The organism is Amycolatopsis stemonae, from assembly GCF_054781455.1.
In genome coordinates, this window is sequence record NZ_BAAGUJ010000010.1 from 276,425 (window position 1) to 292,437 (window position 16,013).

The 16,013-nt window shown below is 70.1% G+C and carries 11 protein-coding genes and 2 tRNA genes; 3 read left to right on the forward strand and 10 right to left on the reverse strand.

The genetic code is table 11. The features are described from left to right. Positions 1 to 100 precede the first annotated feature (100 nt). The 4 genes from ACYVLJ_RS33115 to gltX all read right to left on the reverse strand — a co-directional run bounded on the left by ACYVLJ_RS33115 (position 101) and on the right by gltX (position 2,816). A tRNA-Glu gene (locus ACYVLJ_RS33115) sits at positions 101 to 173 on the reverse strand. Positions 174 to 275: 102 nt separating this feature from the next. Beyond that, positions 276 to 347 (reverse strand) — tRNA-Gln (locus tag ACYVLJ_RS33120). A 50-nt stretch (positions 348 to 397) separates the two neighbouring features. After that, a complete protein-coding gene (locus ACYVLJ_RS33125; RefSeq protein WP_451979827.1) occupies positions 398 to 1,132 on the reverse strand; it encodes an HAD family hydrolase in 735 nt (244 codons plus the stop codon). Positions 1,133 to 1,337: 205 nt separating this feature from the next. Then, complete coding sequence (gene gltX / locus ACYVLJ_RS33130) at positions 1,338 to 2,816, reverse strand: glutamate--tRNA ligase (RefSeq protein ID WP_460441608.1); 1,479 nt, start codon at positions 2,814 to 2,816, stop codon at positions 1,338 to 1,340. Positions 2,817 to 2,920: 104 nt separating this feature from the next. Here gltX and ACYVLJ_RS33135 point away from each other — a divergent pair, with 104 nt between their 5' ends. After that, positions 2,921 to 4,162: an FAD-dependent oxidoreductase gene (locus tag ACYVLJ_RS33135; RefSeq protein WP_460441609.1), complete on the forward strand. Its 1,242-nt coding sequence runs from the start codon at positions 2,921 to 2,923 to the stop codon at positions 4,160 to 4,162. On the opposite strand, the gene ACYVLJ_RS33140 is transcribed toward ACYVLJ_RS33135, so the two are convergent. The 6 genes from ACYVLJ_RS33140 to ACYVLJ_RS33165 form a co-directional block, all read right to left on the reverse strand. After that, positions 4,159 to 4,929, reverse strand: a complete 771-nt coding sequence (locus ACYVLJ_RS33140; protein WP_460441610.1) for a fumarylacetoacetate hydrolase family protein — start codon at positions 4,927 to 4,929, stop codon at positions 4,159 to 4,161. The genes ACYVLJ_RS33135 and ACYVLJ_RS33140 overlap by 4 nt on opposite strands. A 93-nt stretch (positions 4,930 to 5,022) precedes the next feature. Then, the gene (gene cimA, locus ACYVLJ_RS33145; RefSeq protein WP_460441611.1) at positions 5,023 to 6,627 is read right to left on the reverse strand and encodes a (R)-citramalate synthase; all 1,605 of its coding nucleotides are present in this window, start codon (positions 6,625 to 6,627) and stop codon (positions 5,023 to 5,025) included. 260 nt (positions 6,628 to 6,887) lie between these two features. Next, positions 6,888 to 7,928 (reverse strand): 3-isopropylmalate dehydrogenase, encoded by a 1,041-nt coding sequence (locus ACYVLJ_RS33150; RefSeq protein ID WP_451979584.1) that lies wholly within the window; start codon positions 7,926 to 7,928, stop codon positions 6,888 to 6,890. Positions 7,929 to 8,156: 228 nt separating this feature from the next. Continuing rightward, a complete protein-coding gene (locus tag ACYVLJ_RS33155) occupies positions 8,157 to 11,519 on the reverse strand; it encodes a S8 family serine peptidase (RefSeq protein ID WP_460441612.1) in 3,363 nt (1,120 codons plus the stop codon). A gap of 232 nt (positions 11,520 to 11,751) precedes the next feature. After that, on the reverse strand, positions 11,752 to 13,347 hold the full coding sequence (gene serA, locus ACYVLJ_RS33160) for a phosphoglycerate dehydrogenase (RefSeq protein WP_451979579.1): 1,596 nt from the start codon (positions 13,345 to 13,347) through the stop codon (positions 11,752 to 11,754). A gap of 125 nt (positions 13,348 to 13,472) precedes the next feature. Then, on the reverse strand, positions 13,473 to 14,036 hold the full coding sequence (locus ACYVLJ_RS33165) for a TetR/AcrR family transcriptional regulator (protein ID WP_460441613.1): 564 nt from the start codon (positions 14,034 to 14,036) through the stop codon (positions 13,473 to 13,475). Between the two features lie 87 nt (positions 14,037 to 14,123). On the opposite strand from ACYVLJ_RS33165, the gene ACYVLJ_RS33170 reads away from it, so the two are divergent. Then, the gene (locus ACYVLJ_RS33170) at positions 14,124 to 15,023 is read left to right on the forward strand and encodes an LLM class oxidoreductase (protein WP_460441614.1); all 900 of its coding nucleotides are present in this window, start codon (positions 14,124 to 14,126) and stop codon (positions 15,021 to 15,023) included. Continuing rightward, entirely contained in the window at positions 15,020 to 15,850 is an 831-nt protein-coding gene (locus ACYVLJ_RS33175; RefSeq protein WP_460441615.1) for an LLM class oxidoreductase, read from the forward strand. Before ACYVLJ_RS33170 ends, ACYVLJ_RS33175 begins: the two co-directional genes overlap by 4 nt. Positions 15,851 to 16,013: the final 163 nt, after the last annotated feature.

The window sequence follows — 16,013 nt, forward strand, 5'->3', positions numbered from 1 at the left end:
GGCGTGAGCGCGGGAAGCAACCGGTTCGGACGACCTCGTCCGCGCGGGGGATCACAGCAAAAAGTCCGCCTGACCTGGGTCAGACGGACTTCGCGGTAAGTACCCCCGATGGGATTCGAACCCACGCTACCGGCGTGAGAGGCCGGCGTCCTAGGCCGCTAGACGACGGGGGCTTAGGATCTTTCCCTGGTTTCCCAGGGGCTTTTCTGTTTTTCTTGCTGGAGAGAACTTACCAGAGGCGATTTCTCGCTCTGCAAGGGGGTCACTCTCCGCAGCTGGGGTACCAGGACTCGAACCTAGACTAACTGGACCAGAACCAGTCGTGCTGCCAATTACACCATACCCCAGTGAGATACCGAGCCAGCCTGGCCGGTTCAGCACCGCACGAGGAGAAATACTAGAGCACGCCGTTCCGGACGCCCAAAGCGGGGGTGTCACTCCGGCGCTGGGCGGGGACGCCGATCGTCGCGTATTCCGAAACCAGCAGCTCAGGCAGCTCGGCCAGGCCCGCGAGGCGGTGGACGCCCGCCGGGGCGCGCTCGCCGATCTCGTCGCGGTCGAGCCAGACCGCGCCCAGCCCGGCGTCGCGGGCGCCGATCGCGTCCGTGTCGAGTTTGTCCCCGACGTGAACGGCCTGGGCAGGTGCGCAGCCCAGGCCGAGGCAGACCGTGTGGAACATCACCGGATCGGGTTTCGCCACTCCCAGCTCGCCGGCGATGGCGACGTGGTCGAAGAACGGCGCCAGGCCCAGGTCGGCGATTTTCCGCCGCTGGTGCGCGCCCGAGGCGTTCGTCACGGCGGCCAGCATCAGCCCGGCCGCGCGAAGCCATTCGAGACAGTCGAGGACGTCGCCGAACAGCTGCCAGGAATGGTCGAGCAGCTCTCTTCGGCGCCGCTCGAACGAGCACACCTGCTCGGCGTCGGCCAGGATGCCGATCTCGGCCAGGAAGCAGTCCGTGCGCCGCTGGTGCATCGTCGCGTAGTCGATCTCGCCCGCGACGACGAGGGCGACGTGCTCCTCGGTGATCAGGTCCCACAACGGCCACAGGTCGCCCCGGCCGGTGAGGATGTGGAGGCTGCGGCGGATCGCGGCGGTGCAGTCGATCAGGGTGTCGTCGATGTCCAGGCACACCAGCCGGAGCTCGGGCGGCGCCCAGGGCTCGGGCGCCGCCGAAGCGGGCGGGGCGGATCGCAACGGGGTCGGGGGTGCCAGAGCGAAATCCACCCAGTGAGGCTAGGGCAACCGCCGCGTTCGCGACGCTGCCAAAGAGGTGATTACGGCTCCCCTGTTCCGGCGCACCGGCTCTACTCCCAGTTGGCGAACCGTCTTCTTTCGGTTATCCGACCAATGCGCGGCGAAGACGTCCCAATGAGACATCGCGGCCGAGCAGCTCCATGGATTCGTACAGCGGCGGGGAAACGGTCCGCCCGGTGATGGCGACGCGCACGGGCGCGAAAGCCTTGCGGGGCTTGAGACCCAGACCGTCCACAAGGGCGCTCTTGAGCGCCTCCTCGATGGCCGCGGTCTCCCACGAAGGCAGCGCCTCGAGCGCGGCGACCGCCGCGGTGAGCACCGGCTGCGCGGCTTCGCCGAGATTTTTCGCGGCGGCGTCTTCTTCCGGTGCGAAAGTGTCTTCGGCAACGAAGAGGAAGGCGACCATCGGCGCGGCGTCCGAAAGCACCGTGACGCGCTCCTGCACCAGCGGCGCGATCGCGCTCAGCCGCGCGAGCTGCTCTTCGCCCGGTGATTCCGGGAGAACACCCGCCGTGACCAGATACGGCGTGACGCGCTTCACGAATTCGTCCGCCGGCAGGGCCCGCACGTGGGTGCCGTTGATCGCTTCGGCCTTCTTCAGGTCGAAGCGCGCGGGGTTGGCGCTGACCTTGGTGACGTCGAACGCGGCGATCATCTCCTCGACGCTGAACACGTCGCGGTCGTCGGCGATCGACCAGCCCAGCAGGGCCAGGTAGTTCAGCAGGCCCTCGCGGATGAAACCGCGGTCGCGGTAGTTGAAGAGGTTCGACGAGGGGTCGCGTTTGGACAGTTTCTTGTTGCCCTCGCCCATGACGTAGGGCAGGTGGCCGAACCGCGGCGTGAACTCGGCGACGCCGACCCGCTGCAGTGCCTCGTAGAGCGCGATCTGGCGGGGCGTGGAGGGCAGCAGGTCCTCGCCGCGCAGCACGTCCGTGATCTTCATGAGCGCGTCGTCGACCGGGTTGGTCAGCGTGTAGAGCGGGTCGCCGTTGGCGCGCACCAGCACCGGGTCCGGGATCGTGCCCGCCGGGAAGCTGATGTCCCCGCGGACCAGGTCGCTCCAGCCGAGGTCCTTGTCGGGCATGCGCAGGCGCAACACCGGAGCGCGGCCTTCGGCGCGGTAGGCCGCGCGCTGCTCGTCCGAGAGGTCGCGGTCGAAGTTGTCGTAGCCGAGCTTCGGGTCGAGTCCCGCCGCCTTGCGCCGCGCTTCGACCTCTTCGTTGGTCGAGAACGCCTCGTACAGCTCCCCTGCTTCGAGCAGCTTCGCGGCGACGTCGGCGTAGATCGCGCGGCGCTCGCTCTGGCGGTACGGCCCGTACTCGCCGCCGGCCTCGGGACCCTCGTCCCAGTCGATGCCGAGCCAGCGCAGCGCGTCGAGGAGCTGCTCGTAGGACTCCTGCGAGTCGCGGGCGGCGTCGGTGTCTTCGATCCGGAAGACCAGCTGCCCCTGGTTGTGCCGGGCGAAGGCCCAGTTGAACAGCGCCGTGCGGATCAGCCCGACGTGCGGGGTGCCGGTCGGCGAAGGACAGAAGCGCGCGCGTACCACCGATGTCTCACTCATAGCCCGATCAGCGTATCCGTCGCCGCATAGCTTGACGCCGGGGACCGGGCCGGTGCATCCTCAACTTATTCAACAAGCGATGAATACCAGGGGAGATGGTCGAGATGGCCGAGCGCACGGGCTGCGTCGTCATCGGTGGCGGGCCGGCCGGGATGGTCACGGGACTCCTGCTGGCGCGGGCCGGCGTGGAGGTGACAGTGCTCGAGAAGCACGCGGACTTCCTGCGGGACTTCCGCGGGGACACCGTCCACCCGTCGACGCTCACGCTGCTGGACGAGCTGGGCCTCGGCGAGAGGTTCGACGCGCTGCCGCACAGCGAGCTGACCGCGGCCGGCTTCCCGAAGGAGGACGGCGAGCTGATGAAGCTGGCCGACTTCACCCGGTTGAAGGTCCCCCACCCGTACATCGCGATGGTGCCGCAGTGGGACTTCCTCGACCTGCTCGCCGAGAGCGCCCGCAAGGAGCCGACGTTCGTCCAGCGCATGGAGACCGAGTGCACCGGCCTGGTCCGCGAGCACGGCCGGGTCGCCGGCATCACCTACCGCACGACGGCCGGTGACACCGGCGAAATCCGCGCCGACCTGGTGATCGCCGCCGACGGCCGGTGGTCGCTCGCCCGCCGCGAAGCCGGTTTGGTGCCGCACGAGTACGACTGCCCGTTCGACGTCTGGTGGTTCCGGCTCTCGCGCAAGGAGGGCGAGCAGGGCGGCATGCTGCTGCCGAAGATGCGGGACCGCCGGTTCGCCGTGCCGCTCCCCCGGCCGGACTACTACCAGGTCGCCTACCTCGCACCCAAGGGCGAAGACCTGCGAAAGCAGGGCATCGAGGCGTTCCGCGAGAACGTGGCGCAGATCTGCCCCGAGTTCGGCGACCGGGTGGACGAGCTGAAGACGATGGACGACGTCAAGTTCCTCGACGTGCGGCTGAACCTGCTGCGCAAGTGGCACGTCGACGGGCTGCTGTGCATCGGTGACGCGGCGCACGCGATGTCGCCGATCGGCGGCGTCGGCATCAACCTGGCGGTGCAAGACGCGGTCGCGGCGGCGACGCTGCTGGCCGAGCCGCTGCGGCGGGGCCGCCCGTCGGAGTCCGACCTGGCGAAGGTGCGTTCGCGGCGGCTCGCGCCGACGTTGCTGGTGCAGGGGCTGCAGCGCCTGATGCACCGGACGGTCGTGCGCGGCGTGATGAGCGGCAGGCGCAACGGCCCGCCGGAGCCGATGATCAAGGCGTTCGCGCGGTTCCCGCGGCTGTCGTACTTCCCGGCCCGGCTCCTCGGCCTCGGGCTGCGGCCGGAGCACGCTCCGGCGTTCGCCCGGCGGCCGATGGAGCCGGTTTCCCGCGGCTAGACGTTCTCGACCGGGTTGGTCAGGGTGCCGATGCCTTCGATGGTGATCGAGACGCTCTGACCGCCCTCGATCGGGCCGACGCCCTCGGGGGTGCCGGTGAGGATGACGTCGCCGGGCAGCAGCGTCATCACGCCGGAGACGAACTCGACCAGCTCGGGGATCTTGTGGACGAGGTCGGACGTACGGCCGTCCTGCTTCAGCTCGCCGTCCACCGACGCCTTGAGCGAGAGGTCCGAGGCGTCGAGCGACGTCTCGATCCACGGGCCGAGCGGGCAGAACGTGTCGAAGCCCTTGGCGCGGCCCCACTGGCCGTCGGACTTCTGGAGGTCGCGCGCGCTGACGTCGTTGGCGATCGTGTAGCCGAGGATCGCCGAAGCGGCGCGGGCGGCGGGCACGTTCTTCACCGGCTGCCCGATGACGATGGCCAATTCGCCCTCGAAGTCGACGCGGCCGACGTTCGACGGACGGCGGATCGGCGCGTTGGGGCCGACGACCGTCGTGGACGGCTTGAGGAACAGCATCGGGGCGCTGGGCACCTCGTTGCCGAACTCGGCCGCGTGCTTGGCGTAGTTGCGGCCGACGGCGATCACCTTGGACGGCAGGATCGGCGCGAGCAGCCGCACGTCGGCCAGCGGCCAGCGTTTGCCGGTGAAGTTGGGGTTGCCGAAGGGGTGCTCGGCGATTTCCAGGACCTGGGCGTCGTCACCGTCCCCTTCGACCGAAGCGAACGCGACTCCACCGGGATGAGCAATTCGGGCTAGGCGCACGCTGTCAGTCTACGTGCGCCCACTCGACGCCCTTCGGGGGTTCCGGGTGGCGGAGCCCCCGGCCCGGGCCGAAGGCCCGGATGTCACAGTGACTCAGGCCACGGTGGTGCTCTTGTGCACCAGTGCGTCGCACAGGGCCAGCCAGCTGGCCTCGACGATGTTGCCGTGCACGCCGACGGTGGTCCATTCGCGTTCGCCGTCGGTGCTCTCGACCAGCACCCGCGTCACCGCGTCGGTGCCCGGGTGGCCCTGGAGGATGCGGACCTTGTAGTCGGCGAGCTCCACACTGTCCAACCAGGACAGGTGCGGGGAGAGCGCCTTCCGCAGCGCGGCGTCGAGGGCGTGGACCGGGCCGATGCCCTCGGCGGTGGCGATGACGCGCTGGCCGCCGACGTGCACCTTGACCGTCGCCTCGGCCATGACTTCGGCGTCCGGGCGGTGGTCGAGGACCACGCGGTAGGACTCCAGCTCGAACGGTGCCTCGGCTGGTTCGTCGGCCTCCTGGCGCAACAGGAGTTCCAAAGACGCGTCGGCGGCTTCGAAGGACCAGCCTTCGGCCTCGAGGCGCTTGACCTTCGTGATGGCGCTCGTCAGCGCTTCGGGCCGGCCGGCAAGGTCGACCCCGAGCTCACGTCCCTTGAGCTCGAGGCTGGCCCTGCCGGCCATCTCGGTGACCAGCACCCGCATGTCGTTGCCGACGGAAGACGGATCGATGTGGTTGTACAGCAACGGATCCACCTTGATCGCGCTCGCGTGCAGTCCCGCCTTGTGGGCGAAAGCCGACGCCCCTACGTAAGCCTGGTGGGTGTAGGGGGCGATGTTCGCGATTTCGGCAAGGGCATGGGAGACCCGGGTCAGCTCGGCCGCTCCTCCGGTCGGGAGGACGTCCATGCCGAGCTTGGTCACGAGGTTCCCTGTCACGGCGAACAGGTCGGCGTTGCCGGCCCGCTCCCCGTAACCGTTGGCGGTGCACTGGACGTGCGTCGCGCCGGCCTGCACCGCGGCGATCGAGTTCGCCACGGCGCAGGAAGTGTCGTCCTGGCAATGGATGCCGAGCCGGAACCCGGTCTTTTCCCTGATGGTCTTGACGGTTTCGGCGAGCCCGAGCGGCAGCTGGCCGCCGTTGGTGTCGCAGAGCACGAGGACGTCGGCGCCCGCGTGGGCGGCGGCGTCGAGGACCTTGAGGGAGGTCTCGGGCGAGAAGGCGTAGCCGTCGAAGAAGTGCTCGGCGTCGAGGAAGACGCGGCGCCCTTCCTTGACGAGGAATTCGACGGTGTCCTTGACCATCGCGCAGGCTTCGTCGACGTCGACGCGGAGGGCGCGTTCGATGTGGCGCAGATCGGACTTCGCGACGAGCGTGATGACCGGAGCTTCGCTGTCGAGGAGGGCCCGGACCTGCGGATCGGCGTCGGCGGTGGTGCCGGCCTTGCGCGTCGCCCCGAACGCGACCAGCGCGGCGTGCTTCAGCTTGAGTTCGCCCTTCGCCGCACGGGCGAAGAACTCCGTGTCCTTGGGGAGCGCCCCGGGCCAGCCGCCCTCGATGAACCCGACGCCCAGCTCGTCCAGCAGCCGCGCGACCGCCAGCTTGTCCTGGGCGGAGTAGGAGATGCCCTCGCGCTGCGCGCCGTCGCGCAGCGTCGTGTCGTAGAGGTGGAAGGCATCGCCGAGGGGGGTATCGGCGGGCTCCTGGCGGGTCACGGTCTTCTCCTAGCGTTTCGGGGCAACAAAAAAACCTCCCGCATGGGTGCGAGAGGTTGCGCGCCGGGGGCTCTTGTGGAGCTAGCGTCCGGCGCGCTCGACGATAATGATCGCGAAGCTGGTCACGGTCGCATCATGCCACAGGGTTCGCGGCGAAGTCCACAAGCTGGGTCAAGCTCCCACCATCCGGGAACACCGCCGGGCACGAAAAAGCCCCGCACCACTGTGCGGGGCTCTTCCGGGGCTCTTCCGGGGAACGGTCAGCCGGCCTGCTTCACGTTGGAGGAAACCAACGCCGCGAGCCGGTCGCCGATGGCCTGCGTGGCCCCCGGCGAAGCCTGGTCCCGGGTGGCCAGGTCGAACGCGACCGACGCCTCGATCCGCCGCGCGGCCTCCTTCTGGCCCAGGTGGTCCAGCAGGAGCGAAACCGACAGCACCGCGGCCGTCGGGTCCGCCAGCCCCTGCCCGGCGATGTCCGGCGCCGAACCGTGGACCGGCTCGAACATGCTCGGGTTCCGGCGCGTGATGTCCAGGTTGCCGCTGGCCGCCAGGCCGATGCCGCCGGTCACGGCCGCCGCCAGGTCCGTGATGATGTCGCCGAACAGGTTGTCCGTGACGATCACGTCGAACCGGGACGGGTCCGTCACGAGGTGGATCGTCGCCGCGTCCACGTGGGAGTAGGCGACCGTCACCTCCGGGTGCTCCAGCGAGACCTCTTCGACGATCCGCGACCACAGCGAACCCGCGTACTCGAGCACGTTGGTCTTGTGCACCAGCGTCAGGTGCTTGCGCGGGCGGGCCTCGGCGCGGTTGAACGCGTCCGCGACCACGCGGCGGATGCCGAACGCCGTGTTGACGCTGACCTCCGTCGCGATCTCGTGCTCGGTGTCCTTGCGCAGCAGGCCGCCAGTGCCCGCGTACGGCCCTTCGGTCCCTTCGCGCACGACGACCATGTCGACGTCGCCGGCGTCGGCCAGCGGGCCACGGACACCCGGGTACAGCCGCGCCGGGCGCAGGTTGACGTGGTGGTCCATTTCGAACCGCAGCCGCAGCAGGAGACCGCGCTCGAGGATGCCGCTCGGCACCGTCGGGTCGCCGACCGCGCCCAGCAGGATCGCGTCGTGCTGGCGGAGTTCGCCGAGCACCGACTCCGGGAGCAGCTCACCGGTCGCGTGCCACCGCGCGGCGCCGAGGTCGTAGTTCGTGATCTCCGCCGTCGGTACTACCTCGCCGAGCACCTTCAGCGCCTCGGAGACCACCTCGGGCCCGATCCCGTCTCCTGGGATCACCGCGAGCCGCATCCACACACCTCCGTCGACCGGACCACCGGCCGCACCGATGGTCCATCGCAACAAAACGCCAGCAGCCGGAAGGTTACCGGCCGTAGACAAACGGCCGTAGCCGCACCACCCTTATGCCGCATCCTCCCGCAGGGTGAGACACCCGATCGGGGGAATTGCGGCAGGGCGTCCCCGGCGGAAACCCACCGGGAACGCCCCTGTGCCTGCACCGATCGATCTTGACCGGGGCTACCGGCCGCCCGCCCCGATCGGCTGACGGTCGTTGCCCGGACGCGCACCCTGGGCGGCGTCCACCTTGACCACGTTCGCCCGGTTGCCCGCGGCGTTGTGGTGCTCGATGGCGAGCAGCCCGAGGGCCTTGTCGGCCGCGGCCGAGGCCGCGTTCCGGGTGACGACCAGCGCCGTGCCCGGCTTCGCGACGTAGCCCAGCGCGGCGTCGCCGCCGCCCTGCACCGAATAGCCCGGCGCGAGCGCGTCGAACGAAAGCGGCGTGCCGACGTAGTCGATCAGCCCGTTCGTCGTGCCCGGCGCGACGTAGAAACCGCTCACCCCGACCGTGTAGGAGATGCGGTGGGACTCGGCGTTCGCGTCGATGCCCAGCGCGGCCAGGGAGACCGGCAACGTGATCACGTTGGTGTCGAACACGTTGGTGTCGACGTCGCCGAGCTGGCCGTTGACCGCCTGGACGTCCACGGTCGGGAACCCGGTCTTCAGCGCGACCGTGACGGCCAGCAGGACGTCCGTGGACGTCGCCTTGGTCACGTAGGTCTCGAAGTCCGGCGTCCCGTCCCCGGTGGTGTCGATGTCGACGAACGGCGAGGTGTTGCTGCCGATGTTCGCCCAGTCGCCCCAGGTGGACAGGCCGAACGCGAGGAGCGCGTTCTCCGGCTCACCCTGCGCCTTCGCCAGCGGCGCGGTGGAGGCCGCGCCGATGTAGCGGAGGTCGCCGCCCTTGGCCGTCTTGTTCACCGTGCAGTCGGTGACCACGTCCGCGTCGCACTCGGGCAGCTGCGGGGACTCCGCCTGCAGCTCGAGCACGCTGATCAGCGAGCGGTAGCGCTGCGCGCCGGTGCCCTGGTCGACGCCCTTGCCGCTCAGGTTCAGCACGGCCTGCGTCGCGTCGGGCGCGAACTTCACCGACGGCGGCGTCGAAATCGTCGAAGCCGGCTTGGGTGCCGCGTAGACCGAAACCCGCAGCGGCACCTTGGCCCCGCTGGTGGGCGTGAAGGCGACGCGGCCCGAAGCGTCGGCGACGAACTGCCGCGCCAGCCCGGCCTGGGTGGCCTGCATGGTCGGGTCCATGACCTTGCGCAGCGCCTTCGGATCGGTGATCTTCAACGTCACCTTGACCTTGGCGGTGCCACGCGGGGTCAGCTTCACCGTCTGCTTGTCCACTGTGTACTCGACACCCGGCAGCGCGTTGACCGCCTGGTAGGCCACCGAGTACTCGGCGGGCGTGACACCCTTGTTGACCAGCTTGATCGTCTTCGACAGCGTCACCGGCCCGGGGGCCTCGACCGTGCCGAAGCTGACGCTCACCGCGCCCGGGTCGTCCTGGACGTAGGCGAGGACCTGGTTGTCCAGTGCCGCCTTGGCGTCGATCCGGCCGCTGCCGACGCGCTGCGGCGCGTAGGTGTGGCCGGCGCCGTCGGAGACGTCGTGGCCGGCGGTGTCGATGACCGAGGCCTTGACCTCCTCGACCGACCAGTCCGGGTGGGACTGGCGGACCAGCGCGGTGATGCCCGTGGTGTGCGGGGCGGCCATCGACGTGCCGCTCAGCACGGTCCGGCCGTTGCCGCTGCCGCGGAACGCCGAGGTGATCGTGTCACCGGGGGCGGCGAGGTCCGGCTTGACGGCCGGGCCGCGGGTGCCGCGCGAGGTGAACGAGCTCGGGGTGTCCACGATGGTCTTGTCGTAGGTCTGGACCGAGGCGCGCCCGGTGCCGTAGAGCCGGATCTGCAGCGTGCCCGCGGTCAGCGCCGCGCGCAGCGTCTTGGTCGCCGAGCCGGTGAACTGGAACATCGGGACCGCCGCGTTGCCCGCGATGCCCGCGCTGAAGTGCTCCAAAGTGGACGACAGGAGCGCGCCCTTCGCCCCGGCCGCCTGGGCGTTGTTCGCCCGGGCAGCCGAACCGCAGGCGCGGGTCGAGTCGTTGTCGTCCCACTCCAGCCAGACGAACTTGCCGGCGGCCTTCGCCTTGTCCTCGGCGGAGTACGGCGCGCAGCCCGCGTTGTTCGCGGCGGACAACGCGACGACCGGAGCCGTCAGGTCGAGGGTGTCGTAGCCGGCGTAGTTCTGGCTGTACTGCCCGGTCTTCTGCCCCGCGGTGGTCGCGGGCGCCTTGGCCTCGGCGGCGTCGCGCAGGACGCCCGCGTCGCGCGTGCTGGCGACGGTGAGCGCCTCCGGGGTGTTGCCCGGCGAACCGGCGATGTCGTTGATGTCGCCGCCGTTGCCCGCGGAGATCACCGGGAGCACGTTGTTCGCGGCGAGCTTGCGCACGAACAGCGAGTCCGGGTCGTCCGGTGCGCCGAAGTCGGAGCCCAGGGACAGGTTGACGATGTCGAGGTGGTCGGTGAAGTCGCCGTCGCCGTCCGGGTCGAGTGCCCAGTCCAGGGCCTGCGAGGTGACGTTCGTCGAACCGGTGCAGCCGAACACCTTGATGGCGTAGAGGAGCGACTTCGGCGCCGTGCCCGGGCCGATCTGCATCGCGTCGACCTTCTTGCCGTCCAGCTTCTTGTAGTCGCCCTTGAAGGTCTTGCCGTCGGCGGTGACGCCGAAGCCGCCGATGGTGCCGGCGACGTGCGTGCCGTGCTCACCGCAGGCGAGCGGGTTCGGGTCGGGCTTCGGGGTGGCCTTGGCGGGGGTCGCGGCGTCGTAGTCGTCGCCGACGAGGTCGGTGCCGCCGACGACCTTGGCGCTCGGGAAGAGCGGGGTCGGTTTGGTGCTGTCGACGCTCTTGTAGGCGGCCGGCGTGCCGGGGCCGCCGAAGTCGGCGTGGGTGTAGTCGATGCCGTCGTCGATCACGCCGATGCGGACGCCGTCGCCGAACTTGCCGGTCTGCTGCCACGCGGCGAGCGTGTTGGTCAGCTGCTCGGCGCTGGCGTTCGTGCGCGTCTTCGGCACGACCGTCCGGATCGAAACGACGTCCGCGCGCTTCGCGACGTCACGCAGCTTCGCGGCGTCGGCCGTGACGACCACGCCGGGAACGGCGTTGGCGGTCTGGGTGACGACCTGCGGCTTCGCGTCGGCCGACCGCAGCTGGCCGAGGACGGAGTTCACCGCGGCGGCGGTGTCGTCCTTGGCGGCCTTGGCGGCGCGCTTGGCGGCTTCCTTGCCCTGCGGCTGCGCCGAGGTGAACGCGTCGACGGCGGGCTTCTTGGCCTGCTCGACGAACGCCGTGACGCGGCCCTGCGCGGCGCCCAGCCGCGGCGAGAGCTTGCCCTGCAGCTTCGCGTCGTCGATCTTCGCCGGCGCGATCCCGTCGGCGAGCGGAGCGTCTGCCGCGCTCGCGACCGGCGCCCCGAGCGCGGCCGCCAGCACCACGGCGAAGAACGCCGTCGTGGCGCGCGCGGGTAAGCGGGATCTGCTCATGAGTCGGCCCCTTACTCGAGGTCTGGACCCGAACCTGCCGGCCGCTCCTGACACCCCCGACGGTGAAGCACGGCGACCGCGCCGTGCCCTCGACGGCGCGTGGTTCAACCTCGCGGGGAGAACTTAATGCCCCAAATCACCTACTTACGTAGGCAAAGGACTCCGTTACGTGAATGTGATTGCGCACGAAGGCCCCCTGCCGGGTGACAGGGGGCCTCCGAAATGCGTTATGTCAGTTGAAGTCGACCGCGCGGATCGTGTGCGCGCCGACCGACGCGCCGATCGGCTCCAGCAGGTGCGCGTCGATGTGGCGGTCGACGCGCAGCAGCATCACGGCGTCGGAGCCGTCGGTCGTCTGGCTGATCTGCGCGGCCTCGATGTTGATGCCGGCTTCGCCGAGCAGCGTGCCGACCCGGCCCATCACGCCCGGGCGGTCGCCGTACTCGACCAGCAGGACTGTGCCCTCGGCGCGCAGGTCGAAGCCGCGGCCGTTGACCTCGACCAGCTTCTCGACCTCGTCCTTGCCGGTGACCGAACCGGACACCGTGAGCACCTGGCCGTCGGCGTGCACCGCGCGCACGGTGACCAGGCTGCGGAACTTCGGGCTCTCCGGCTCGGTCTCGAGCTCGACCTGGACGCCCAGTTTCTCCGCCAGCTGCGGCGCGTTGACGAACGTGACCTGGTCCTCGACCACGCCGGTGAACACCCCGCGCAGCGCGGCGAGCTGCAGCACACCGGTGTCCTCGCTGGAGATCTCGCCCTTGACCTGCACGGTCACCGACGTCGGCGCCTTCGGGTTCAGCGCGGTGAGCAGCGTGCCGAGCTTCTGGGTCAGAGACAGGTACGGGCGGACGTGCTCGCCGACGCCGCCGCCGGACACGTTGACCGCGTCCGGCACGAAGTCGCCGCGCAGCGCCAGCAGCACCGACTTCGCGACGTCGGTGCCCGCGCGGTCCTGCGCCTCGGCCGTCGACGCGCCCAGGTGCGGCGTCACGACGACGTTCTCAAGCTCGAACAGCGGGCTGGACGTGGTCGGCTCGCTGGCGAAGACGTCGATGCCGGCGCCGCCGACGTGCCCCGAGCGCAGCGCGTCCGCCAGGTCCTGCTCGACGATCAGCCCGCCGCGCGCGGCGTTGACGATGATGACGCCCGGCTTGGTCTTCTTCAGCGCCTCGGCGTCGATGAGGCCCTTGGTCTCCGGCGTCTTCGGCAGGTGGATCGAGATGGCGTCGGCACGCGCGAGGAGCTCGTCGAGGGTGACGAGCTCGATGCCGAGCTGCGCGGCGCGCGCGGCCGAGACGTACGGGTCGTAGGCGATGATCTCGGTGTCGAACGCGGCGAGCCGCTTGCTGAACAGCTGGCCGATCTTGCCGAGGCCGACCACGCCGATGGTCTTGCCCTGCAGTTCGACGCCGGAGAACGAGCTGCGCTTCCACTCGCCGCCGCGGAGGCTCTGGTCGGCGGCCGGGACCCGGCGCGCGACCGACAGCAGCAGGGCGACGGCGTGCTCGGCGGCGGAGACGATGTTCGACGTCGGGGCGTTCACGACGAGGACACCGCGCTCGGTGGCGGCGGGCACCTCGACGTTGTCCAGGCCGACGCCCGCGCGGGCGACGACCTTGAGCTGCGTGGTGGCGCCGAGGACCTCGGCGTCGACCTGGGTGGCGGAGCGGACCAGGAGCGCGTCGGCGCTCTTCACCGCCTCGAGCAGCGCGGAGCGGTCCGTCCCGTCGACGTTCCGGACCTCCACCTCGTCACCGAACACACTCAGCACGGAGGGGGCGAGCTTCTCCGCGATGAGGACGACGGGCTTGTTGGGCTTGCTCACGATGCGGCTCCCACTATCTGGTCATTTCCAGGACGCTCTGTGTCGACAAACGGTCTCTGCACGTCGTTGTGCCCCGGTCGAGCCGGAGTTTAACCCGCTGGGCCGCCCCCTGGCTTCCCACGGTGTTAACTCGCCCGTAATCCCTCGAAAACAAGAGCCAGCAGGCGCTGCATGCCCCCCGGGCCGGGCAGGTGACCGCCCGCCCAGGATGCCGCGTGCAGCAACAGAAGGAGCTCGTGCGTGGTGATGTCCTTGCGTAGTGCGCCTTCTTTTTTCGCACGTTCCACTAGATGGGAACCAGCCTCGCGCATTGCGTGGCACGACGCGTACAAACGGGACGATTCGTCGCTCAGCGCGTCGGCGGTCAGCTCCACGAGGCCGCGAAAGGTGCCGGTCGCGTCGCCGAGCCCGGTCAGCCAGGCCTGCAGCGCGTCGAGCGGCTCGGGGTGCGCCAGCAGCTCCCGCGCGCGCTCGGCCTGACCGTCGAAGCGGGCGCGAAGCAACGCCTCGAGCAGCGCCTCGCGGGTCGGGAAGTGGCGGTAGAGCGTGCCGATGCCGACGCCGGCGCGGCGCGCGATGTCCTCCAGCGACGCCTCGACGCCGTGCTCGGCGAAGGCGCGTTGCGCCTCTTCGAGGAGGCGCTCGTAGTTGCGGCGGGCGTCCGCGCGCATCGGCTTGACTTCGGTCATCGCCTTTCCGACCCTACCGGGTAGCCAATCGGAGGCTACCTCCGTATATTAACCGGAGGCAGCCTCAGATTACTGGAGGGAACGAGGATGACCCTGGTCGAAAACACCCGTGCCCGGCTCGGCGCGATCGGCGCCTGGCTGCCGAGCGCACCCCTGCAACCCCCGCCGGACGTCGAGCGCGCGGCCACCCGGCGGCTCGCCGAAGCCGGCTACCGCTCGGTCTGGAGCGGCGAAGGCCCCGGCACCCGCGAGGTGTTCGCCCACTTCGGCGACCTGCTCGCGTCGGTGCCGGACGTCGTGCTCGGCACCGGCATCGCGAACACCTGGCTGCGGCGCGGAACGACCGCGTACAAGGGCGGGGCAACACTCGCCCAGGCGCATCCGGGCCGGTTCGTGCTCGGCATCGGCGTCGGGCACGCGTTCCAGGCCGCGAAACTCGGCGAGGAGTACCGGCCGCTCGACCGGATGCGCGCCTATCTGTCCGAAATGGACGCGGCCGCGGCCGAAACGCCTTCTCCGATGGCGTTTCCGCGCGTGCTGGCCGCCGTCGGGCCGCGGATGCTCGAGCTTTCGCGCGACCACGCCGATGGTGCGCACCCGTTCGCCCAGCCGGTCTCGCACACGCCATACGCCCGCGAGATCCTCGGGCCGGACAAGCTCCTGATCCCCCAGCAGACGGTCCTGCTCGGCACCCGCGAGGACGCGCGAGAGAGCGTCCGGCGGCGCGTGGCCCAGTCGCGCGAGTACTCCGTCACGGTCTACCTCGCAGGCTGGAAACGCCTGGGCTACACCGAAACCGACATCGCCGGGCCGAGCGACCGGTTCGTCGACGACCTCGTCCTGTGGGGTGACGCCACGACCATCGCGAAACGCCTGGACGAAGTGCTCGACGCGGGCGCGGACCACGTCCTGCTGACGCCGTCCGCGGCCACGTTCGAGTCCACTGTGGACGTGCTGGCCGAGCTGGCCCCGGCGGTGCTCCGATGAGCGTCGGGATCTGGCAGTTCTTCGACGGCGCTCCGATCGGCGAAGTCCGGGAAACCGCGGCGGAGATCGAGGAGCTGGGCTTCGCCGCGTTGTGGTTCGGCGAGTACGCCGGGCGCGAGGCGTTCACGCAGGCGGCGTTGCTCCTCGCGGCGACGTCGAAGCTGACGGTCGCGACCGGCGTCGCGCGGTTCGACCAGCGGTCCCCGCTCGCGGCGGAAGGCGCGATCCGCGCGCTGGGCGAGGCCCACCCGGGCCGGTTCGTCGCCGGGCTGGGCGGGCACCGGCCGGGCGCGCGGCCGCTGACGGCGTTGCGCGAGTACCTGGACGGGATGGACGCGGCCGAGCTGCCCGGACTCCCCCAGCCCGATCCGCGCCCGCGTCGCGTGCTCGCCGCACTGGGCCCGAAACTGCTGGACCTGGCGGCCGACCGCGCGGACGGCGCCCACCCGTACTTCGTCCCGCCGGAGCACACGGCGATGGCACGCGAACGACTCGGCCCGGGCAAGTACCTGGCGGTCGAGCAGGCGGTACTCCTCGACCCGGCCCCGGAGGTGGCCCGCGAGCACGTCGCGAGCTACGTCCGGCTCGCACGCCACCACCGCGAAAACCTGCGCCGCCTCGGCTTCACGGAATCGGATCTGGCCGACGGCGGCAGCAACCGCCTGGTCGACGCGATCGTCGCAAGCGGCGAACAAGCAGTGTCAGACCGGATCCAAGCCCACCTCGACGCGGGCGCCGACCACGTCTGCGTCCAAGTCCTGACCCGCACCAAAGACTCCTACCGCCGCCTGGCCGACGTGACCCGAGGGGCATCACGCGTGTCCTGAAAGGCATCACGCGTGATGGAAGGGGCATCACCGTGTTGGAGTTGCCCCCTGGGGCCGGACACCTTGATTCCAGACAGTGGTCTGGAGGGAGGATGTCCTGGTGTCTCGCAGGTCGAAGTATCCGGAGCAGTTCCGTCGTGACGCCATCGAGCTGGTCAACTCC